We start from the raw sequence: 21,969 nt of genomic DNA on the forward strand, positions 1-21,969 counted from the left end.
CAGAACGGATCCAATCCACAGGACACGATGCGCATTCAGAGTAGTTCTCCCCGCTGCATACCTGAACGCGCCTTCCGCGCCACATCCGCAAACCAGAATTCTCCACCAGCTTGGGCTATTTGGCCCAGCAGATCAACTACACGGCGTGCGGCAGTGATGAAGTCACCGGCCGCCATGCCCGATGCTGCCAAACACTCTTCAAGGGTGGCTCCTGAAACCCACCCTGCGAAGATGTCCGCACAACCCGGAGTAGGAACACCGGTTCGGGTGATCTCATAACGCAGCTCAAGGTCTTGCAAGAACTCGGCTTGTTGGCCAGCCCTGCGTGCCAGTCCGGCAAGAGCACCGGAATGAGGAAGGGACGAACCGAGCCTGTCATCTGCCAGGAACATGGAGGCCCAGCCAGCCATTGACGCGGAGTCCAGTTGCCCTTCGCGCAACTCGGACAAACACTGATAGAGCAGCAGGTCGGAATCCACATGAAGCTCACGCAACATAGGAGCGCCAGGACCCAAATGGACGCCTTCATCAGAACGCTGCAATATGCCCAGTTCAACAAGGACGCCTACGGTCTTATCGAACTCGCGTCCCACGGAGTCGTGGAAGTTCTCCGCCATCTCCTGCAACTCTCGGAGTCTAGCGTCAAGAGAAAGGAGCGATTCGCCTGCCTTGATGTGGGCCTCTAGGTCGGGGCACGTGTGGCACGGATGGTCCGCCAGAACCTCATCGCGAGGTTCGGCGAATCGATCCCATGAGTCGAGTAAGTCACGATCAAGTCCCAGCTCAGAACGCTCATCAACGGCTTCAATAATCGCCTCGGCAACCTGCTCTCTAGCATCCCGGTCACGCATTGACCGGCCATGGGGCAGAACTACCTCGCCGACTTCCCTCAGTTCAGAGGAGAGATCACCTTCCCGCAGCCAGCTCATCTGCCCGTACCAATCGAGGATGCGCAGCTTCCCGTCTCCCACAGAGAGAACGACGCCGTACTCAAGCACTCCGCCGCGCGCGAATGCATACAGAACTCCCGTGCGCGCTGCTTCGAAGGACTGAGCGATGCGAGTTCGGTAGGTGCGCTTGGCTTGCTTGCGGGCAGACTTGGCCGCGCGTCCCAGCGCGGCCCGTTTGCGCAGGTACTCCACCAAGTCGCCGCGTTCGCAGGTAAGGTGGGCTTCCTCAGTTTGGATGCCGCGCCGGATGCGCTGCGCGCGGGCCTCGATCTGGCCAAGATCCGCGTTGCGTTGGTATTGCGCGAAACTCGCACCCATGAGGTCCCGAGCAGCGGAGTAGGTTTGGTCTGCCAAGAGATTGACCACAGTGTTGTAGGAGGGCGTGAACGCAGAAACGAGCGGCTCAACCCGCCCAGATCCCAAATCGGCCAACGCCCATGCATCGAGATCGTCTGAACCGATGACCACCGCGTTCCCGACGAGGTCTTTTCCACGCCTGCCGGCGCGGCCGATAAGCTGCGTGTACTCGGTGGCTGAGAGGTCAACAAAGCCTTGGCCATCGAACCTGCGTAGTTCCTCCAGCACCACCGAGCGCACAGGCATGTCGATTCCAAGTGCCAAAGTTCCCGTTGCATACACGATGCGAAGGAGGCCCTGCTCCATCAGCCGTTCGGTAAGAGACTTCAACGCAGGCAGGACCCCTGCATGATGCGCTCCGAAACCACGCACCAAAGCGCTAGCGGATGTCTCAAAATGGACAGCGCGGCGATCGGACTCACTGAGGGTGTCTCGCAGCTCATCCACCTGTTCGCGAATAGCATTCTGCTCAGCCCGGGAGGTCAGCCACACATCGGCCTTGATAAGTGCCCGTACCGCCATGTCACATCCCTTACGAGAAAAGATGAACTCGATAGCCGGAAGCATGTCGCGATCTTCAAGCGTTTCAATGAGCCGGCGGCGGTCCGAATCTGTCAGCCTCCGCCTCCGGTCATGGCGTTCCGGTGCCCGATCAGCTTGGGCGCGCAGAGCCCGAATCAGTGCCGATGACGGTTCATCCCCCTCGCCATAAAGAGGCAGAATTCGGCGGCCAACCGCCACGTGTTGGTCAAGCGGAACCGGACGAACATCACTCTTGATGAGTTCAGTGGATCCGCGAACGGAACGCAGCCAACCGATTACTTCCCCGCTGTTCGCCACAGTAGCGGAGAGCGAGACCAGCCGTACGTGCGCCGGCAACGAGAGGATCACTTCCTCCCACACCGGCCCCCGATCGCGGTCAGCCAAGTAATGCACTTCGTCCAGGACTACGTATCCGACGTCGTCGATCTCAGGAGCACCTTGGAACAACATGTTGCGAAGAACTTCAGTGGTGACAATGAGGATAGGCGCGTCGCGGTTGATGGTGACGTCGCCAGTCAAGAGTCCCACATTATCCTCGCCAAGAGTCCGTGCGAGTTCGGCGTGCTTTTGATTTGAAAGCGCCTTGATGGGAGCCGTGTAGATACAGCGACGGGAACTGGCTAAGGCGAGGGTCACTGCATAGTTCGCCACCACCGTTTTTCCCGAGCCAGTTGGCGCTGAAACGAGCACGTCACGGCCATTATCTAGGGCTTGACATGCCTCAATCTGAAACGGGTCCAAGTGAATGCCCCGCGCTGCGTACGATTCCACATAGTCCGTGAGCAAAAGCGAGGTATCAGGCATCAGACGAGCAGCTCCAGTCCACCGGCAAGGCATCGAATGTCGAGGGGCAGATGACCAATTTCTTCGCCGTCCGCCATTGCGAGCGGCGCAGGCCCGCCCATCTGGCGATCTTCACAAATGCGAATGTGGCGTCCTCGAATGACATGCACCAGAGGGCTTGCCACGTGCTTCCCAAGATAAACCAGAGGCAAGAGTGACGCGACAGTGCGAACGTTTGGCACGTAGGCGACGACGACGTCAAGTTGGCCGTTGTTTGTTCGCGCCGTTGGTGCGATGTTCATTCCGCCGCCCACAAAGCGAGTATTTGCTACGGAAATAAGGGTAGCCGGGCCGGCGTGCGCTACGCCGTCGATCTCAATCCTCACACCGTACGTCTGATAGTTGGCCAGTTCCTCGCCTGTGGCACGCAAGTAGCGCAAATTGCCCTTCGGCCAGTTCAGGAGGTTGGTGCGCGAGTTGATAGCCGCGTCAATGCCTGCCGAAAGCACCGCCAAGGCGTGGGTAGTGCCATGAGATCCGGTGATCTCCATGACGTCGGTAGCCCGGGAACGCTCGCCAAACAGACTGCTCATCACTTGATGAATGGAGTTTGAGACGTTGAGGATGGGAAGCCTGAACTCTCTGGCAATGTCATTTCCGGAGCCCACTGCCACAATTCCAAGCGGCAAACCCGTGCCGGCCACCGCGTCCACGCCCAGATGCACCATGCCGTCACCACCCACAGCCAGGAGCGCGTCGATACGGTTGGATGCAACAGCGTCCTTGCAGTTCGCCAACGCTTGGCGAGCGCTTTGCCCTGAAAGATCAACGATTTCAACGGGATAGGACTCGAGTACACGGAAAGCCTCTTGCCCCAGCATTCCGCCTCGGCCCCGGCCACTGGCCGGGTTGACGGCTACGCCAATTCTCACTGCACATCACCGTTGGAAAGCATCTGAGCCTTTTCTACCTTGCGGTCCTGCCATCCGTTACGGGCATGTTGTACGTTCATGCGCGGAAAGCTCGAGGAGGTAACTGTGCCCCAGCGCTCGATTGAACGGTCAAGGCGAGTGTGACGGGCAGCCGAACGCTCACGTGAGGTCCGCCCTAGATCGTCTATCGCTTGGTGCACCCTCGCGCAATCGGTCGGAGGTAACAGCTGTGGGTCTGGAGGCAGCGGCGGATACCGATTGAAACGATCGGATGCTTCTTCGGCGAAGCTGCTGGCCGAGCGCCCCAAGCCTTTGAGAGAACGGATGAGGGAGCGCACACTGAAGAACAGATAAAGGCAAAGCAGGGCGATAACAACAAGTGTGATCAGGACCTTCATCTATTCTCCTTCAACAGCTGACCGAACCGAGCGGACATTCTCTCTGCGACGTCCTGAGGCTCAATGCCAACCACTGCATCACCCAATTGCACCACCAGGCCGGCCAACCAATCCTCAGAGGTTACGGGCATTGAGATGACAAGCTTACCCTCCAGTTCCGTGGCTACTGTACCCGGCAAAGTCTCGGCAGCCCAACGGCCCGCTCGGGTCACTGTCAACGTCACATGCTGACCCGATGGCTGCCATGCACTTCCTCCACTATTGAGGGATTCTCTGGAGGTGGAGTCCTCTGCTGATACCCCTTCTCTGGCAATCCTGATCTCCTCACGCGATGCCTTCTTGCCAATGCGAGCATCGGCGATGCGATCCAAGCGGTATCGTCTGATTTCGCCGCTCTTGGAGCCTCGGAGAGCCGGGTTCAGTCCCGAAAGAATGCTGAACGGCACAAGGTCCACCTCGGTCACTTCTGCATGCAAAGAAGGGCCCGGGCGGTAATAGGAAAAAACGACGTGGTGTTTCGTCTCAATTGCGGCCACGATCTGGGCCAACGATTCGCCGTCGATCGGGAGGCTTGGTTCCCCCCACACTGCAGCACCGAAGCCGGCGGCCTCTGCCGACTGGCGAAGTTTGCCGCGCACCTCCAAAAGCGCATCCTGAGCTGGACCTGGTGGCGTGACCTCCAGTAGGGAGTCCAAGAGTGCCACAATCACGAGTGCCTCGTCGAGAGTCAAGTCGAGTTGGGGCATGCCCATCCCGCTCATATCGCCAAGCGAAACAACTGAGTCTGGGCTGGCGGGCTCCTCGCCTTCTTCAAGAGCCGAGTCAGGTAGCGGAAGCGAAAGGTCAAAGTTTGGTGCCTCACCGGGGAAGTCCACAGTATTGGCTTCCCACAGGAGAGTCAGCACTTTGCTCCACTTCATGTTGAAGTGGTTCCCAATCTCCCCCAGCGTTGAGGTCCGGCTGGGCATCCGATCCAGGTACACCAGAATCGCTTGTGTAGCGACGACGTCGTAGACGGCTATCACGATGTTTCTCCCAACCCGGCCAAGTGTGCCAACCTTGCACGCCACTGGGAAACGAGTTCATCGTCTCCAACTAGTTTCACGTCAACTCCGTAGGTCATGAGGCATTCTGCAAGCCGATTGCGGTCCATGTTGACGAACTCGTAGCACTGCCAACCCTCTGGGGTTCCTGGTAGCTCATTGCACGTCTGCCCTCGCCGAGCAAAGGGTGCCGAGGTGCCGGGGCGGATCGCCACCACTGCCCTGGCCACTGAAAACGCATTGTTTGGAGTAGATGCGGTGAGGTCTGGCTGGCGGATAAACGGATCACCCGCCTCCAAGGATCCCTCTTGTATGCGCGATATGCGAAAGGTCCGTTCAAACCATGCACCCTTGTTCTTTGATGAGTTCCCAGAGACGTAGAAGGCGTCAAAATGCTCCGAAAGCTCGACTGGCTCAACCTCGTACGTCGCGTACCCGGAAGAATCACCATCTGGATATTGGAATGAAAGAACTCGAGAATCTTGAATAGCGCGAGCCACCACCGCCACGCAGTCACCTGCTGGAATTGCTGCTTGAAGATATCGCACGTTGGTTTGCGATGCTTGGGATGCTTGGGATGTTGCAAGGAGTTTCTGAAGCCCGTTGCGCACAGTGAACATTCGTTCGTCACTATTGCTCATTGCGCCGAGCGCCGCCTTGAGGAGGCCAAGGTCCAGCTGAGAGACTGTTGCAACCAGTGGGGCCGATCGGTCATAGACGTATGCGCTACCATCAGTGACAATCGGATATCCGGCTCGTCGCAGGTCCTTGATGTCACGAACTATGTATCGATCAGACGTCAACTCGCTAAGGCCTGCATATGGCAAGACGACTTCGCGAATCTGCGTTGCCGTGACACCGTTGTGGGACCGAATGAACTCGAGCAATGCAAGCTGCCGTTCTTGTGTGAGTCGACGCCCAGATTCACCATTTTCATTCACGCATCACACAATAGCCGACCTGACCACGCTCAGGTGCCCAGACGTTGATTGATAACCTTAGCAGGTGATGATCTGGCGGGCCGGTACGGTCAATGAAGTGACAAAAGCATGGGGCGACGCACGTGAATGCCGCGTGACCTTGGAAGATGGCTCGATGCACCGGGCGCTCGCGTACACCTTACTTGTGGGCACGCCAGAACCCGGCGACCGGGTACTGCTCAGTGCTTCTGCGGTTGCACGCCGCCTGGGAACCGGTGGGTACCTCATGATCGTTGCTATTCCCGATCGGCTCCCATCCGATCCAGCTCCTGAACCGGGCCACATTGTCAAGGCTCGTTACACGCCCCTTCAGTACATGACCATGGGAGCCGATGAACAGGAGTCGCCATGGCATGAGCTCCTGGAAGAAGCCGATTCCATCAGCGGTATGCCCGTAGTAGTTGCGGACTTGCATTCCGCACTTCCAGCGGTGGTTGCAGCGATTCATGCTAAGCGTCCAGCTGCCCGTATCGCGTACATAATGGACGACGGCGGTGCCTTGCCCGCGTGGTTCTCCCAGGTGTGCGCGGGGCTCACGAGTGCTGGTGCCATACTCGGCACCATCACAGCAGGACAAGCTTTCGGGGGCCAGCTTGAGACAGTGAACGTACACACCGCTCTTCTCGCCGCAAAGCTGGTGTGGGATGCGGACATCGCAGTCATTTCTCAAGGCCCAGGAAACCTCGGCACGGGAACACGCTGGGGCTTTTCCGGCACATCCGTTGGAGAAGCGGTTAATGCTGTCAACACTTTGGGTGGGCAGGCAGTCGGCCTGCTCAGGATGTCCAACGCAGATCCCCGCGGGCGCCACGCTGGCCTTTCTCACCACAGCCTGACTGCCTTAACGCGCGTTGCGCTGAGTCCTGCGCTGTGCCCAGTTCCCGAGCTATCCTCTGAAGATCCCCTGTCCCAGTTAGTCGAACATTCCATGCGGCAGCTGGTTTCTGAGCAGCTTGACACCTTGTTCGCATGCCGCCGATTGACGCGGTTGGACGTCTCAACAGCGGGCCTCTCCGAAGCCTTCAGCGCATCGCCAGTGCCGTTGCGAACCATGGGCCGCAATGAAACAGAAGATCCGCTCGCCTTCCTCGCTGCCGGGGTGGCAGGATTCGCGGCAGCGGATCTTCTGAAAACGAAGTAGCGGAATCGAACTCAGACTCGGCAGGCCAGAATCGGCGTCACGATGATGCCGCGGGCTCCTGCTTCATACAAGCTATCCATCACTCTGTTAGTGGCGTTTTGTGGGACCATTGCCCGAACGGCAAACCAGCCATCCTCATGCAGGTTAGAAATGGTGGGCGATTGCAAACCCGGTGTCAGCTTGATCGCCTCTTCGAGGTGCTCGGCTGGACAATCGTAATCGACCATGACGTAGCGGCGCGCAACCAATACACCCTCTAGGCGGCGATCCAGAACTTCGAGACCCTCAGGGATCTCGTGGTTACCCACAATCAGCACAGCTTCCGAGCTGAGGATCGGATCTCCAAAGACTTCGAGCCCGGCCTGACGCAAAGTTGAGCCGGTCTCAACTACGTCAGCAATCAGATCTGCCACCCCAAGCTGAACCGACGATTCAACAGCACCATCAAGGTGAACCACTTCAGCGGGGATGTCGTGTTCCTGCAGATACTGACGCACAAGGCCGTCATATGCGGTGGCAACCCGCTTGCCGCGAATGTGTTCGATCGACTGGCAGGTTCCCTTAGGCGCAGCGAACCGGAACGTGGAGCGGGCAAAGCCAAGTGGGCGATGCTCTGTAGCATCGGCCCCCGAATCCAACAGCAGATCGCGCCCAGTAATTCCGACGTCCACGGTTCCCGCACCCACATACACCGCAACATCGCGCGGACGGATGAAGAAGAACTCCACATCGTTTTCAGCGTCCGTCAGGACAAGTTCCCGGGGATCGCGGCGCTGGCGGTACCCTGCCTCAATAAGCATCTGAGACGCTGGCGCGGACAATGACCCCTTGTTGGGGACGGCAATTCGCAACATGTGTTTCCTAGAGGTAGCGGTAGACGTCGTCGAGCGTGAGGCCACGCGCAATCAGCATGACCTGAAGGTGGTAGAGCAACTGAGAGGACTCCTCAGCCAAGGATTCGTCACTCTCATATTCAGCTGCAAGCCAGACTTCACCGGCTTCCTCCACAATCTTCTTGCCGATGCCATGGACGCCGCGATCAAGTTCCTCGACAGTGCCCGAACCTTCCGGACGTTCAATTGCCTTACGGGACAACTCTTCAAAGAGCTGGTCAAAAGTCTTCACGTTCCCAGCTTACAAGGCCTGAATGCAAAGCACGCGGCCCGTCCGCAATGCAGTTGCGAACGGGCCGCGCGACAGGGCAAACCGATCTACTTGGTCAGGTCGACGAAAGCCTCAGTGACGTCCACTGAGCCGCCCAGCAGCCCGTTCTGATCCATGAAAGATCCCATCGAGTTCCACAGGTCAGCGTCCTGTTCACCGAAAACATCTCCTGCCGTATACAGTTTCAGCGTCTGCTCTAGCACCTGCTTGGCATTTGCCTTGCGGTCGTCGTCGACCAAATCTGTGACGTACTTAGCCGAGATATCCACGGCCTCATCGGGATTCTCTGTGCAGAACTGGATCGCCTTATCCAATGCAGCCAGCACCTTGACGTAAGCTTCCTTGTTCTTGCTGAGGTTCTCAGAAAGCGATCCCATACCCACTGCGACCAACGGCAAACCGCCGTCCACAAGATCGATCGAACGCACAGTCGAGAGATCGGCAGCACCCGTTGAGCCATCCCCTGACAACGCCGAAGCTATCGTCACAAGATCAGAATTCGAGTAGCCGATAATGGCGTCCACTTGTCCCGATGCCAACGCGGCCGCTTGGGTGTAGCCAATGTACTGGACATCGATATCCGAATCTGAGAAGCCAGCGGCATTCATCATCGCGAGCAGGGCAAAGTAGTTCTCACCATACTCACCTGGGAGGCCAACCGAATGACCCTTCAAGTCAGCGATCGACGTGATATCCGAATCAGCCGGAACGATCAGCGTGACAGGATAATCCTGGTACATCGTGGCCCAATTGACCACGTCAATCCCATTTGAACGCCCCTGGAGCATCTCGTCTCCGCCGGCAAACACCGCGTCCTCTTCGCCCGATTGGAGGGCGCCCAGTAGTGCCTCTTGGGAGCCGTGGTGGCGAAGCGTCACGTCAAGCCCTTCATCAGCAAAGTACCCATTCTCCAGCGCAACATAGAACGGTGCGAACTGAATATCTGGAATGTATGTCAAGCCCAGCGTGAGCTTCGTCGTATCCGTTGTAGTCCCAGTGGCTGAATCGTCTGATTGACTCGAACAACCCGCAAGCGCCAATGTAGCGCCCACAACAACAGCAAGAATCTTCTTCATGTTTCCTCAAATGCAGATTTCCGGCGAGTTCCCCCGCCAACCGATGCGCTGAGTACTCAGCGTGGGCGCGCATCACGAATCAGGTAGTTCGCTCTCTGCTCAACGAATGCGATCAGGCCATAGATCGCCATAGCACAGCAAGCAAGCAAGATGATCGTGGCAAACATGCCTTTGACGTCCGCGGAACCCTGGGAGCTGAGTAGCGTCATCCCCAAGCCGTTTCCGCCAATGATCATTTCGCCAACCACAGCACCGGTGATCGATAGCGTGAATCCCGTACGCAATCCAGCTAGAATCCCGGGCGCTGCAAGAGGAAGTTCCATGTAGCGAATGAGAGTCCAGCCCGATGCCCCATCCAACCGCGCGGCGCCCAGCACATCATGATTGATATGCCGGAAACCAACTGAACTGGAGATGACCACGGGAAAAACCACCATAATCGTGCACAAAACGATGATGGGAAGCTTGCCGTAGCCAATCCAGATGGTCAAGAGGGGAGCAATTGCAACCGCAGGAATCGCCTGGGCCGCAGCGAGGTACGGCTGCACAGCGCGGGCAAAAAGCCGCGACTTAGCAATGCCGTAACCAGTTGGTATGCCCAAGATTGCTGCAATCGCGCAGCCGCCAAGAGCTTCCTGAAGCGTGACCCATGTGGCCGTGGCAAGGTAACCCTGCTGCAGCCCATAGATCAGGCGCCCGACAGCCGATTGAGGAGTTGGCAGAAATGCGGTGTCAATAACTCCGAACGTAGTGGTTGCCCACCACACTCCAAGCAGCACGATGCCAAGGACCAACGATGGAACCCAAGCTTTGCGCCTTCTTGACTTCACGATGCCTCTCCCCTACTCAGCTTCGGGGAATTCAGACACGAACGAAAGACAGCATGCGCATGACGCCCAAAGCGAACATGCATGCTGAATCACGTGCGCCTCCCATCCGGACTTTAACCGTCGGTCAGGGAGTTCCACCCTGTCCACCGCAAATGCGGGTCGCGGACTATTACCGCCGGTTCAGACTTTCACTGACCCCGGAGCACAATGTGTTCTTTTTGATTATGCTCATGCACCACCGGCAATCGCAACTTCGGCCTGGTCACACTCCGTGTGGCATCGGCTACTCTGGCTATTCGCGGAAGCCAACTCGCTCTGCCAGACGCTGAAGCGGCCGCGGCGCCCACCAGTTCCATTTGCCCAAGACCGTCATCGTGGCCGGCACAAGAAGCAAGCGCGTAATAGTGGCATCCGTGACCACCATGATTGCAAGTGCCACACCGATTTGCTCAATAGCGATCATCTCGCCAGTGGCAAATCCGATGAAGACAGCCACGATAATCGCTGCGGCCGACGTGATGATACGCCCAGAACGCTGCAGGCCTTTCTCGACTGCGAGGTCGTTGCTCTCCCCCGCGTCCCAGTACTCCTTGATACGCGCTAGCAAGAAGACCTCATAGTCCATAGCCAACCCGAACCCGAACGCAATCATGCACGCAACAATGAACGCCACTAGTCCATCCGTGACGGGCACACCTATGCCCTGCTGGAAGATGAAGCTTGTAGCGCCCAAGGCGGCCAGCAAAGACAGAGAATTGATAATCAGCGCCTTGATAGGAACCAACAGCGATCCAGTCATGAGGAACAGCAGGACCATCACCGCAACCACTACCACGGCAAGAGCAAGCGGAGCGTCGGCAGTCATAGAGTCGACGATGTCGCGTTGGAGCGCCGCGGCGCCCCCAACCCACATACGAGAACCCACATCCATGTCACGCATCTGTTCCATCACGGCGCTGACTTCGGAGCCTGTCTGATCGGCTGCGCTGACTCGCACGTTGATGAGGGTCATCGTCGGATCGGAATCCAGCGGCTGCGCCACAACGAAATCTATGCCATTGATTTCCTCTATAGCTGAAACCACCGCGTTCGAATCCTCCACAGGAATGCCAACTACGGCCTGCACCGAAGGAGTTGCCAGTGCTGGGTAGTTGGTCTGAAGCGTGTCATAGGCTTGTGAAAGAGCCGAATCCTGAGGGATGTAATCGCTCATATTGCTGCGCATCGTGAAGCTGTGCAGCGGTAACGTCATCATGACAAGCAACGCCAACGTGCCCGCCATGACCCGCCACGGGTGCGCCTGAACGCGCCGAGCGATCCGTGAGAACACGCCGTCGTCGGACGAGGAATCGCTCACCATACGGACTAAGGCGCTCAATACCGGGACGCGAGTAACCGGCGAAACTCCAAGGATCTTTCGGCCCAAGATGGTGAGAAGTGCAGGAACCAAGGTAATCGCCGCGAGAACTGCCAGAAGCGTAACTACGATTCCACCCAAGCTGATGGTCTTGAGTACATACAGGCGCATTGTCATAAGCCCGGATATGGCACAGGCAATCGTGATAGCGGAGAACGCCACCGTTCGCCCAGCCATAGCAACAGCTTCAGTCACGGCAGGCTCGACGATATCTGGGCGCGCTCGCGGGCCCGCGAGGTCCACCTTTCCCATCAGCTTGGCGCCCTCTTCACGGAATCGCGCAACTACAAGCAACCCGTAGTCGATCGAAAGAGCCACTCCAATAATCGAAACAACGTTCAGAATAAACGAATCGATTGAGATGACGAACGTGGCTACCCAGATCAAACCGAGCCCAACAAGAATTGCTGTGATCGCACCAATGAGAGGCATGCAGGCGGCAAGAACGCCTCCAAATACCACCACCATGAGAACCGCTGCCACGGGAAGGCTGACGCTCTCTCCGCGGATCAAGTCGCGCTGGATGAGCTCCATCGTTGAATCAGAAATCGCCGCGTCTGAGACTTCTGTAGCAGTGGCGGCGCCGCCAAACGTGCTCGCAAGCCTCCCGTCATACTCCTGAATTCCATTCGTCAAGTTCTGGCGGCTCTTGGCCTCGGCAGAATCGGATAGGTCTGCTTCCATACGTACGACGACGACGTAGCCGTCACCCTGACTGGAGAGCATTGCCTGCGACGCAGAATCCGCTGGATCGCCCGATGAGAACGGGTCCACAACCGAAGCCACACCGACGCCGTCGAGAAGCCCCCGGTATTCCTGCGCAAACGCGGCCACTGAATCCGAATCATCGCGGAGGTCTACGCCTTGGACCACGATGATGACTGACTCTCCAGACTGCGGATCGGCAGCAGTAGAATCCGTGACTGCCTCTGACTCTGAACCCGGCACAACGAAGTCAGACGTTGCCATTCGCTCGAACAACCCGCCGTGGCCATACCCAAATGCGGCGGCCCCAGCCATCGTCAAGGTCAAAACCAGCCACGTGAGAATGACCATCCATGGATGCCGAGATACGCCCACACCCAACCGTCTGAACATCGTCCACTGCCCCTCGCCGCTTGCCGGCCAGACATGTAAAACGGGAGTCAGCCCACCGCTTTGGAAAAGCCGGTCACGCCTTTGCCAGATTTTCCGCACGATTGAACTCATCAGTGATCTCAGAGTTGGGCTGATGCGTTACGAGACTTACCACCCACGCTGCCACAGTGGCGAGTACAAATGCAGGCAACAACTCATACAGGCCCGTATTCAGCGCATCCCACAGGAACACGACGACAGTGCCAGTGACCATGCCCGCCAAAGCACCCCAATTGGTGAGCTTACGCCAGTAGAGGCTGAGAAGGGTAATGGGACCGAAAGCTGCACCGAAACCGGCCCATGCGAAACTGACTAGACCAAGAATTGAATCATCAGGATTCAGCGCTAGCAAAAGAGCCGCCAAAGCTACCACCACGACGCAAAGCCTGCCAAGTAGAACAAGGCGGCGCGCCGAAGGTGGCTTCTTATTGATGACCCTATACAGATCCTCGACCAAAGCTGACGAGCATACAACGAGCTGACTCGAGAACGTACTCATGATGGCCGCCAACACTGCCGCGAGTACCAGACCAGCGAAGAAAGGATGCAGTAGAAGGGTTGACATACGCAAGACGACCGTTTCAGGGTTCGGCAGAGTTTCGTTTCGACTGTAGAAGAACGCAATGCCCACTAGTCCTGATAGCACAGCACCTGTGAGCGAGATGATCATCCACGACATGCCGATTCGACGCGCTCGTCCTGCTTCTTTCGGGCTGCGCAGGGCCATAAACCTGACAACAATATGGGGTTGGCCGAAGTAGCCCAATCCCCAAGCTAGGCCGGAAACGATGGTGAGCACAACTGTGGAAGAGAACTCTCCCGTTCCGAAGAAGGAGAGGTTTCCGGGTGCCACCGCGCTAACGGTTTGCGCTGTCTCACCTATTCCGCCCACCGCAATGATCCCAGCGATAGGCACCACGCCGAGTGCAACCAACAACATGATGCCTTGGGCGACGTCTGTCAGAGATGCACCAAGGAATCCACCAAAGAACGTGTAAATAAGGGTGATACCTACAACCACCAACATTCCAACGATGTAGCTTCCGTCAAATGAACTCTCAAAGAAGACTCCCGCTGCTACCATGCCGGACGATACGTAGAGCGTAAAGAATACAAGAATAATGAGACTGGAGGCGATTCGAAGAATATGAGACTTATCCTTGAGCCGGTTCTCAAAGAAACTGGGAATCGTGATGGAGTTCCGAGCCACTTCGGTGTACGCCCGGAGGCGAGGTGCCACAAGCTTCCAGTTGAGATATGCACCGATGGACAAACCGATCGCAATCCATGATTCAATCAACCCTGTGGCATATATCGCCCCAGGCAGACCCATTATGAGCCAACCAGACATGTCCGAAGCACCAGCAGAAAGCGCCGCGACCCATGGCGGCAGGCCTCGTCCGCCCACCATGAAATCCTCATGAGTCTCAGTTCTGCGATATGCGAGATAGCCAATATAGAGTAGTCCTGCGAAATACACTACGAGCGCTAGGTACATGAAGTTCTGGTCCATGAGTTCATCTTTCATCATCGGTGACGTTCGTAGCATCACCACTTTGGCAGATGCTGGATTGCACGCGGGCAACTGAAACCTATCTCAACTTGTTCAGCTCGGAATCAGGCGTCCACATCCGACTCCCGGCGCCAGACCTCATTCAGGTGATTCTCCGTTGAGTACCTCATCTTCTTTATCCACATACCTCGCAGGCATGCGCTCGGACGTAATCGTGGCGGCGAAGTCTGGTACCTCTTTCTGCAGGCTCCGATCTATTCGGCGGTACCCGGTGGACTTGGGGCGCTTTGGAATCTTCAGTTCGGGAAGCTCGACGCGCTCCCAAGGCACGCTGGAGAGTATGTGGTGCATAACGTTGAGGCGCGCTTTTCGCTTGTCCTCGGACTCCACTACGTACCACGGAGCTTCAGAGATATCAGTCTGGATGAACATGTCATCCTTGGCTCGGGAGTAGTCCTCCCATTTTGTAATCGACTCGAGGTCGGTGGTGGAGAGTTTCCATCTGCGCATGGGATCGGTCAGTCGTGACTTGAAACGCTTGAGCTGCTCCTTGTCGGAGACAGAGAACCAGTACTTGAGCACGATGATGCCATCATCCACAAGGAGTCGTTCAAATACAGGGCATTGCTGAAGGAACCTGCGGTACTCCTCGGGGGTGCAATAGCCCATGACACGCTCCACACCCGCACGGTTGTACCACGAGCGATCGAACAGCCGAATCTCGCCGGCGGCCGGAAGATGCTCCACATAGCGTTGGAAGTACCACTGGGTCCTCTGACGCTCCGTCGGGGCCGGTAAGGCCACAATACGAGCGACGCGCGGATTGAGAGGCTCAGTGATCCGCTTGATCGCGCCACCCTTGCCAGCAGCGTCACGCCCCTCAAAGATGATGATGACGCGGCTTCCGCTCTGCTTGACCCACTCTTGCATCTCGACCAGCTGGGCTTGCAGCTCCTCCAGCTCGGCTTCGTAAAGATCTTTGTTGAGCTTGGGCACCTTTTCATTCTTGGTCATGAAGCTCAGCGTAGCCGGGTTTGCCGTAGCTCACACACCAAACCTACGGATCAGATTCCGGAACACGTGGGTCGGAGCGATGACGAGTTCCGCTATGGATCACAGCGCAAAAACACGTTGTTGCAGAAGTCAGTGCATATGGCTTTCGGCGAGTCCTCGTAGAAGATCAACTTCTGCAGAAGCATCCTCAGACTTGAACACTGCAGATCCAGCCACGAAGTTATTTGCGCCTGCCTCGGCAGCTCGTTCGATAGTCGAGCGTGAGACTCCGCCGTCGATCTGGATCCACACATCGAGCCCGGAACGGCGCACTGCGTCGCGTGTCCTTGCGATCTTCGGCAACATAGAGTCGAGGAACGACTGCCCGCCAAATCCCGGTTCCACAGTCATGATAAGGATTTGATCGAACTCCGCAAGAATGTCGAGGTAGGGCTCGATCGGTGTGGCAGGCCGAAGCGCCAAACTGGCGCGCGTTCCCATGGCGTGTAGCTCACGCGCCAACCGAACCGGGGCTTGGACAGCCTCAGCGTGGAAAGAGACGGATGCACAACCGAGTTCTGCATATACTGGCGCCCATCGATCTGGTTCCTCAATCATGAGGTGGGCGTCAACTGGAATCTGTGAATACGCTACTGCAGCCTCGACGATCGGCAGGCCAAGCGCCAGGTTGGGAACAAAATGGTTGTCCATGATGTCCACGTGCGCGTAATCGGCATGTGCGATCTTGGACAGCTCATCCGCGAGATGCCCAAAATCGCAGTTCAGAATGGACGGTGAGATGACGACGCTCATTCCATATCTCCCTACTTCTGGTTCTTTGTTATCAACGCAATGAACATTCCGTCGGTCTGGTCCCTGTCGGGCCACAACTGGATGAAACCGTTGTGAGAAGGTACGTCACGCACGGCAATAGACGAAGCAATAGGGCCGCAGTCAACTAGTGCGGCCTGCGGATGGTTGGCAAAGAATCCTGTGACAATCGCGTGGGTCTCCGCGAGGACTGGCGAACATGTGGAATACACGAGCGCTCCTCCAGGACGCAGAGCCGCAAATGCTGCTGCCAGAAGTTCACTCTGGAGAACCGCAAGATCTGTGACATCACTGCCTTGCTTCCGCCATCTTGCCTCAGGTCTGCGGCGCAACGCACCCAGACCTGAACATGGTGCGTCAACGAGGATGCGATCATACGTTTCGCTCTCCATAACACCAAGTTCGCGTCCGTCACCAAGGCGCAGGGCCACCGTATCGGCCCAAGGTTCCACGGAATCGGCAACCAAGTCTAGACGATGCGCGAAAGGTTCGTTAGCGTGTATCCGAGCACCACGCTGGCTGGCCACAGCTGCGAGCGTGGCAGTCTTTCCACCAGGACCTGCACACATATCTAGCCACAACTCGTCTGACCCCTCGATCGGAGCTTCTGCGAGTATCCCAGCGATAAGCTGACTGCCCTCATCCTGAACGCCCGCAGCGCCGTTTTGGACTGAGCGAATTCTGTGTGGGTCACCCGAATCAATCAGAACTGCTTGTGGCATCAGGTATCCGCCTTGGTAGCTCACATGGAACTGCTCAAGGTTGGCTTCCAGCTGTTCGCGCGTGATTTCGCGTGGCACCAGCGCCACCTTGGCTGGCGTGTTGTCTGCTTCGAGAAGGCTCGTGAGCTCATCGGATGATCGTCCGTTTGCTACTAATGATTCCTCAAGTGCTTCCACGACCCATCGCGGATGTGAGTACCACGTTGAGATGAAGGCGCGTTCAGAGGTGGAAGAGGACCGCAGGATCTCCTCCCAGTCGTCAGCTTTTTCGCTCACGCGACGCAGAACTGCATTAACGAATCCGCCCGTGTTCTGGCCAAGTTCATTCCGCGCGATCGTAACTGTCTCATTGATAGCCGCATGCACGGGTGTGTGGAAGTCGAGAAGCTGATGGCATCCTAGGCGCAGCAAATCCAGCACGGGAGGGTCAATACTAAGGATGTCGCGATCCTGCACACAGCGGGAAATGACAGCATCCCACCGGCCTCGCATTCGGAGCGTGCCATAACACAGGTTGGTGGCAAAGGCAGCATCCAACCTGCGCAACCCAGCGCGCCGGATTTCGCGGGGCATAATGAGGTTCGCGTAAGCGTCGTCGGCATTCACTGCGCGAATGACGTCGAATGCTACCAAGCGTGCCGGATCGGACTCCTTGTGGCGTGGATGCCAGTGCTTTGGCCGTTTGTTCATTCTGCATCCTCCAGATCAAATGACATTCCAGGTTCTAGGCGGGCGCCCCGCAACCAATCGGTGGCCAGCATCTGCTTCTTTCCCGCGGGCGCCACCCAGCCGAGTCGAAGTGCGTGGCTGCCGGTTCCCACGAGGTCCTCGCGCAGTTCGCCCGGCCCGAGATCAGTTACCGTGGGCACTTGTGTGACCGGGCCCAGTTTCACACGGCTGCCCGCGAGTAAGGTCCAGGCTCCTGGGGCTGGGGTCAGGGACCTGATATGCCGTTCGATTGCAACGGCGGGATGTTGCCAATTGACCTTGGCTGCTTGGGTTGAAATTGTTGGTGCATGGCTAGGAACTCCTTGTTGCGCAGTAGCAACAGCTTGGCCCGATTCGAGCAGACTGAAAGTCTGAGCCAGAAGTTCTGCGCCGGATCCTGCTAGTCGCTCCAAGAGATCACCTGCGGTGTCAGTGGGTTTGATCTGTTCGGTGACCATACCGAAGACCGGGCCTGTGTCTAGGCCTTTTTCAATGCGAAATGTGGAGGCGCCTGTGATTTCGTCACCAGCGGCAATTGCATACTGGACGGGAGCTGCGCCTCGCCAAGCGGGCAACAACGAGAAATGGAGGTTTATCCAGCCATGAGTGGGAACATCTAAGAGTTCCGATGGGATGATCAAGCCATATGCCACAACTGCCACGGCTTGCGGCGCCAGTTCCACGATCTGTTCACGGATTTCAGCGTTACGGAGAGATGCTGGCGTGAGTACTGGGATTCCCAGTCGCTCCGCAGCGTCATGTACAGCGGAGTTTCGTAACTTGTGGCTTCTTCCCGCACGCGCAGGAGCACGAGTAAGGACCGCCACCACATCATGACCTGCTTCAACCAACCGCAGGAGGGACGGCACGGCAGTTTCTGGAGTTCCAGCAAATAGAATACGCACGCGCACAATTCTACGTGCAAGGCACTACATGTTTGGATCTACTTCAATGCGCAAGGGCGCACCGATTGACTTTGCACTGTATTCACAGTACCCGCGCCGTATTGAACCTGCTAGGGCCTTGGCCCCACCCAAGGTGGTACGCAGGTAAATGGTGTGTTCACGTGGACGCCGGGCTTCAGACGGCCCGAGCAGTTCAACTCCGGTCACGAGTTCATGCAGGCCCCCAGCCAGTACTGCCTCTAATGACGGCCGGATGGCAGGCTGTTCGTTCGAAGACTGAGCTTGCCCGTGCCCTGATTCGATGAGATCTGAGCGAATGATTCCTAGAACACGCCGTAGATCCGGGAGCGATCCAGCTATAGCGAACCACCGAGCTGTGGGCGGTAGAGCCAGCGCGGAACGTTCTTCGAGCAGAGCGTGCGCCGCTTCCGGATGACGCCAAGATGTTAGGGTTTCCAACAAGCGCGGCTCGATACCTCCAGCAAACATCACATGCCCGCCGGCCCGAGCGGGCTTGACCCGTGTCACGATCCGGCCAGCTTTTCGCAAGAAGTCGGTTTCAGACCCCAACCCTTCCCCTAGAAGAAACCGTGAGTCCAGAACCAGAGCCGCAGCAAACCCGCCATCTGCTGTGGGTTCTGCACCTGGCGTTGCGACCACTATTCGTGATCGGTCCGATACGTTTTCTGAGATGCCATCTGCTGATTGGGCCCCAGAAAGAATGACGCCGACTCCGGGAAAAGCCCGGCCAATCTCTTCGGCAGTCCGATGCGAACCCACGCGTGCAGCGCGCAGAGACCCTGAGGAGCATTCGGGGCACTTCCACGCCGGAAAGCTCGCTCCACACCTGCGGCAGAGCGCTGGTGCATGAGGCTGGTCGATTGAAAGCGCACCGCCGCATACAGAGCATGAAGCCAACGCGTGGCAGGCGGCACAAGCAACGATGGGAAGGTATCCCGCCCGCGGAACCACTACCAGAACTGGGCCGTTGTGCAGGCTCTGCCGCACCAATGCGAACGCAGATTCTGGAATCCGAGACCACTGCGCACTATCGCGTGTCCATTGCTCCGGGCTTGAGATACGTGGCAAGGCCGCCACGGTTGCTGCATCCGATCCACGCAACAATGCCGCCCATCCAGATTCAACGAGGGCGGCTGACTGTTCACTTACGTAGGGCGAGAAGACGAGGAAGCCTGCACCTTCACCGTGTGCGCGAAGCATGAGCACATCGCGTGCCTCGCAGTAAGGGGCCCGCTGTTCGCGCAATGTGGGAGCAGCATCATCTACCACGATGCACAGCCCAAGTTCTTCAACAGGGGCCCAGGATGCCGCACGTGTTCCCACTACGACCCGAGCCTCGCCTCCCAGCGCATGCAGAAAGTTCCGGTAGCGGACAGATTGAATATCTTCCGATACCAGACGCGCGACTTCAATACCGAGTAAATGCTCAAGTGAATCTGCTATCCGTGCTGCGCGGCGAGCTGTGGGAACCACAACGACCACAGATCTGTGGGAGTCTAGGGTTGCGGCGCACGCAGCAGCGATCTGCTCGATTCCTCCGGCTTTGCCCGGAAGCGCAGCGCACACTGCTCGCGGTGATTGACCAACAGACAGATGATAAAGGAATGCTTCACCGCCTACATAGGGCTCCCACACGCGTGGATCTTGGGGGTGCGGCGACTCCATTATCGGCAGTTCAACCCGTTCCGCAAGGTACTCTGCTTCCTCGTGGGCATGCCGATTCGGAATTGCCAAACGCAAGGCATCCGCGACGGAAGCTGCCTGCCGTTGCGCAACTGCCACACACAGTGCGTACATCGGAGCCGTGAGCATGGGAATCCGAGAGACCACGCGGCGAATGCGCCGCAGCCGGCCAGACATTGACGTAAGCGAATCACGGCCTACGACAAACCCCAAGACACGCTGGGACCCTATCTCAACGCTGACCTGAGTTCCGAATCGCACCTGATCGGACATGGCAGCAGGAATCTCGTAATCGAACACCCGATCCATGTGGGGTTGCGACATGAGAGGATGCACATGCGCTACTGGATTGGGAACTTCGCCGCGATAAGCGCGTTCATCCAGTTCCATGGAGAGAAGAGTGCCTTGCGAGCCCGAGGCCGCAACCTCTCCCAGCCCAGGAATGGAATCGTTCATAACTCTTACGTTAGCGTACGGTCCCGACACATCGCGGGCCCGCATGATGGTCGCAACATCCACTTCCACAGGTTGCGACCATCATGCGAGCCGCCAAGAATTGCTCCCAGTTTTCTGGGCGCTACGCAGGCTCTCCTGCGCAGCGCTGGTGCACAAACTGCTGAAAGCTAGATTGCCCGCAACAGCTCGTCAACACGATCGGTACGCTCCCAGGTGAAGTTGCGCAGCTCGCGGCCAAAATGGCCGTAGGCAGCGGTCTGAGCATAGATGGGGCGCAACAGGTCAAGCTGATCGATGATGGCGGCTGGACGAAGGTCAAAGACCTTGTCAACGGCATTTTGAATACGCGAGAGCTGTGTAGTCTGCGTTCCGAACGTCTCCACGCGCACGGAAACCGGACGCGCCTGCCCAATCGCATATGCGACCTGGATTTCGCAGCGAGCTGCTAGACCCGATGCAACCACATTCTTTGCGACCCACCGGGCAGCATACGCGGCAGAGCGGTCAACTTTCGACGGATCTTTGCCCGAGAAAGCGCCACCACCGTGGCGCGCCATGCCGCCATACGTATCAACAATGATCTTGCGGCCGGTCAGGCCAGCATCTCCCATAGGACCACCAATCACAAAGTTCCCAGAAGGATTCACGGTGAGCTTCATGGTGGACATGTCCAAGTCAATGCCTTCGGACTCTAGGACTGGCTCTAAAACGTTGTCGCGAATCGCACCTGTGAGCCAACGCCGATCCATATCTGGATCGTGCTGGGTGGAGATAACCACGGTATCGATACCAACCGGCTTGTCATCCTCATACCAGATCGTCACCTGAGTCTTGCCGTCGGGCCGCAGCCCCGGAACGATGCTGTCTTTTCTCACGCGCGCAAGCCTTTCGGCAAGCCGATGTGAGAGCTGAATCGGCACGGGCATGAGCGACTTGGTCTCATTGCAGGCATATCCGAACATGAGGCCTTGATCGCCAGCGCCTTGTGAATCGTAGCGATCGATTTCGTGACCGGCTGCTTCACGTTCTTCTAGGGAGCGATCTACACCATCGGCGATGTCAGGTGATTGCTGACCGATGGACAAGGTGACGCCGCAGGAATCGCCATCAAAGCCAACGCGCGAAGAGGTGTATCCAATTTCGCAGATGGTCTTGCGTACCAACTGCGGGATCTCAACGTAGGCCTCAGTGGTAACTTCGCCGGCAACGTGGATCAGCCCTGTGGTGGCCATGGTCTCAACCGCAACTCGGGCGTGAGGATCCTCCGTGAGAATCGCATCCAAGATCGTGTCAGAGATCTGGTCGCACACCTTGTCAGGATGACCTTCGGTCACTGATTCGGACGTGAACGGTTGACGGTATGTCATTACTCTCCTTTGGGGTGAC

Annotated in this window: 18 protein-coding genes and 1 riboswitch; of the genes, 1 reads left to right on the plus strand and 17 read right to left on the minus strand. The window is 57.4% G+C overall.

Annotation, left to right across the window (positions count from 1 at the left end; genetic code table 11):
- Positions 1-35: 35 nt before the first annotated feature.
- Genes H2O17_RS06480 through H2O17_RS06500 form a run of 5 tightly spaced genes read right to left on the minus strand, consistent with a single transcriptional unit; the run spans position 36 to position 5,947 of the window.
- Positions 36-2,654, minus strand: a complete 2,619-nt coding sequence (locus H2O17_RS06480; protein WP_182048946.1) for a DEAD/DEAH box helicase — start codon at positions 2,652-2,654, stop codon at positions 36-38.
- Positions 2,654-3,565: a diacylglycerol/lipid kinase family protein gene (locus H2O17_RS06485; RefSeq protein WP_182048947.1), complete on the minus strand. Its 912-nt coding sequence runs from the start codon at positions 3,563-3,565 to the stop codon at positions 2,654-2,656. The genes H2O17_RS06480 and H2O17_RS06485 overlap by 1 nt, the downstream gene beginning before the upstream one ends.
- Complete coding sequence (locus tag H2O17_RS06490; RefSeq protein WP_182048948.1) at positions 3,562-3,963, minus strand: hypothetical protein; 402 nt, start codon at positions 3,961-3,963, stop codon at positions 3,562-3,564. Before H2O17_RS06490 ends, H2O17_RS06485 begins: the two co-directional genes overlap by 4 nt.
- Positions 3,960-4,988, minus strand: coding sequence for a helix-turn-helix transcriptional regulator (locus H2O17_RS06495; protein ID WP_182048949.1), 1,029 nt, complete (start codon positions 4,986-4,988; stop codon positions 3,960-3,962). The genes H2O17_RS06490 and H2O17_RS06495 overlap by 4 nt, the downstream gene beginning before the upstream one ends.
- On the minus strand, positions 4,985-5,947 hold the full coding sequence (locus H2O17_RS06500) for a helix-turn-helix transcriptional regulator (protein WP_182048950.1): 963 nt from the start codon (positions 5,945-5,947) through the stop codon (positions 4,985-4,987). The genes H2O17_RS06495 and H2O17_RS06500 overlap by 4 nt, the downstream gene beginning before the upstream one ends.
- A 67-nt stretch (positions 5,948-6,014) precedes the next feature.
- Here H2O17_RS06500 and H2O17_RS06505 point away from each other — a divergent pair, with 67 nt between their 5' ends.
- Positions 6,015-7,127, plus strand: coding sequence for a DUF3866 family protein (locus tag H2O17_RS06505; protein WP_182050969.1), 1,113 nt, complete (start codon positions 6,015-6,017; stop codon positions 7,125-7,127).
- An 11-nt stretch (positions 7,128-7,138) separates the two neighbouring features.
- On the opposite strand, the gene hisG is transcribed toward H2O17_RS06505, so the two are convergent.
- The 12 genes from hisG to metK form a co-directional block, all read right to left on the minus strand.
- On the minus strand, positions 7,139-7,981 hold the full coding sequence (hisG, locus tag H2O17_RS06510) for an ATP phosphoribosyltransferase (protein WP_182048951.1): 843 nt from the start codon (positions 7,979-7,981) through the stop codon (positions 7,139-7,141).
- A gap of 7 nt (positions 7,982-7,988) precedes the next feature.
- Complete coding sequence (locus tag H2O17_RS06515) at positions 7,989-8,252, minus strand: phosphoribosyl-ATP diphosphatase (RefSeq protein WP_182048952.1); 264 nt, start codon at positions 8,250-8,252, stop codon at positions 7,989-7,991.
- Positions 8,253-8,338: 86 nt separating this feature from the next.
- The gene (locus H2O17_RS06520) at positions 8,339-9,367 is read right to left on the minus strand and encodes an ABC transporter substrate-binding protein (RefSeq protein WP_182048953.1); all 1,029 of its coding nucleotides are present in this window, start codon (positions 9,365-9,367) and stop codon (positions 8,339-8,341) included.
- A 56-nt stretch (positions 9,368-9,423) separates the two neighbouring features.
- A complete protein-coding gene (locus H2O17_RS06525; protein WP_182048954.1) occupies positions 9,424-10,197 on the minus strand; it encodes an ABC transporter permease in 774 nt (257 codons plus the stop codon).
- 90 nt (positions 10,198-10,287) lie between these two features.
- Positions 10,288-10,406, minus strand: a riboswitch (FMN riboswitch).
- Positions 10,407-10,489: 83 nt separating this feature from the next.
- Complete coding sequence (locus H2O17_RS06530; protein WP_182048955.1) at positions 10,490-12,712, minus strand: MMPL family transporter; 2,223 nt, start codon at positions 12,710-12,712, stop codon at positions 10,490-10,492.
- 73 nt (positions 12,713-12,785) lie between these two features.
- Positions 12,786-14,282: a sodium/proline symporter PutP gene (gene putP / locus H2O17_RS06535; RefSeq protein ID WP_246311175.1), complete on the minus strand. Its 1,497-nt coding sequence runs from the start codon at positions 14,280-14,282 to the stop codon at positions 12,786-12,788.
- Between the two features lie 120 nt (positions 14,283-14,402).
- Positions 14,403-15,278: a polyphosphate kinase 2 gene (ppk2, locus tag H2O17_RS06540; RefSeq protein ID WP_182048956.1), complete on the minus strand. Its 876-nt coding sequence runs from the start codon at positions 15,276-15,278 to the stop codon at positions 14,403-14,405.
- A gap of 129 nt (positions 15,279-15,407) precedes the next feature.
- Positions 15,408-16,070: a ribulose-phosphate 3-epimerase gene (gene rpe, locus H2O17_RS06545; protein ID WP_182048957.1), complete on the minus strand. Its 663-nt coding sequence runs from the start codon at positions 16,068-16,070 to the stop codon at positions 15,408-15,410.
- Positions 16,071-16,081: 11 nt separating this feature from the next.
- The gene (locus H2O17_RS06550; protein ID WP_182048958.1) at positions 16,082-17,500 is read right to left on the minus strand and encodes an RsmB/NOP family class I SAM-dependent RNA methyltransferase; all 1,419 of its coding nucleotides are present in this window, start codon (positions 17,498-17,500) and stop codon (positions 16,082-16,084) included.
- Positions 17,497-18,423 carry a methionyl-tRNA formyltransferase gene (gene fmt / locus H2O17_RS06555; protein ID WP_182048959.1) on the minus strand — a complete coding sequence of 309 codons (927 nt, stop codon included), beginning with the start codon at positions 18,421-18,423 and terminating at the stop codon, positions 17,497-17,499. Before fmt ends, H2O17_RS06550 begins: the two co-directional genes overlap by 4 nt.
- Positions 18,424-18,447: 24 nt before the next feature.
- A complete protein-coding gene (locus tag H2O17_RS06560; protein ID WP_182048960.1) occupies positions 18,448-20,583 on the minus strand; it encodes a primosomal protein N' family DNA-binding protein in 2,136 nt (711 codons plus the stop codon).
- Between the two features lie 167 nt (positions 20,584-20,750).
- A complete protein-coding gene (gene metK, locus H2O17_RS06565; protein WP_182048961.1) occupies positions 20,751-21,950 on the minus strand; it encodes a methionine adenosyltransferase in 1,200 nt (399 codons plus the stop codon).
- Positions 21,951-21,969: the final 19 nt, after the last annotated feature.

It is taken from the genome of Changpingibacter yushuensis, assembly GCF_014041995.1.
Lineage (GTDB): Bacteria > Actinomycetota > Actinomycetes > Actinomycetales > Actinomycetaceae > Changpingibacter > Changpingibacter yushuensis.

Bases quoted from the DNA above. Each gene is read 5' to 3' on its own strand.
- H2O17_RS06530 (WP_182048955.1), bottom strand. From the start codon at position 12,712: ATGTTCAGACGGTTGGGTGTGGGCGTATCTCGGCATCCATGGATGGTC.
- H2O17_RS06550 (WP_182048958.1), bottom strand. From the start codon at position 17,500: ATGAACAAACGGCCAAAGCACTGGCATCCACGCCACAAGGAGTCCGAT.
- ppk2 (WP_182048956.1), bottom strand. From the start codon at position 15,278: ATGACCAAGAATGAAAAGGTGCCCAAGCTCAACAAAGATCTTTACGAA.
- putP (WP_246311175.1), bottom strand. From the start codon at position 14,282: ATGATGAAAGATGAACTCATGGACCAGAACTTCATGTACCTAGCGCTC.
- H2O17_RS06480 (WP_182048946.1), bottom strand. From the start codon at position 2,654: ATGCCTGATACCTCGCTTTTGCTCACGGACTATGTGGAATCGTACGCA.
- H2O17_RS06520 (WP_182048953.1), bottom strand. From the start codon at position 9,367: ATGAAGAAGATTCTTGCTGTTGTTGTGGGCGCTACATTGGCGCTTGCG.
- metK (WP_182048961.1), bottom strand. From the start codon at position 21,950: ATGACATACCGTCAACCGTTCACGTCCGAATCAGTGACCGAAGGTCAT.
- H2O17_RS06560 (WP_182048960.1), bottom strand. From the start codon at position 20,583: ATGAACGATTCCATTCCTGGGCTGGGAGAGGTTGCGGCCTCGGGCTCG.
- H2O17_RS06505 (WP_182050969.1), top strand. From the start codon at position 6,015: ATGATCTGGCGGGCCGGTACGGTCAATGAAGTGACAAAAGCATGGGGC.
- H2O17_RS06490 (WP_182048948.1), bottom strand. From the start codon at position 3,963: ATGAAGGTCCTGATCACACTTGTTGTTATCGCCCTGCTTTGCCTTTAT.
- hisG (WP_182048951.1), bottom strand. From the start codon at position 7,981: ATGTTGCGAATTGCCGTCCCCAACAAGGGGTCATTGTCCGCGCCAGCG.
- rpe (WP_182048957.1), bottom strand. From the start codon at position 16,070: ATGAGCGTCGTCATCTCACCGTCCATTCTGAACTGCGATTTTGGGCAT.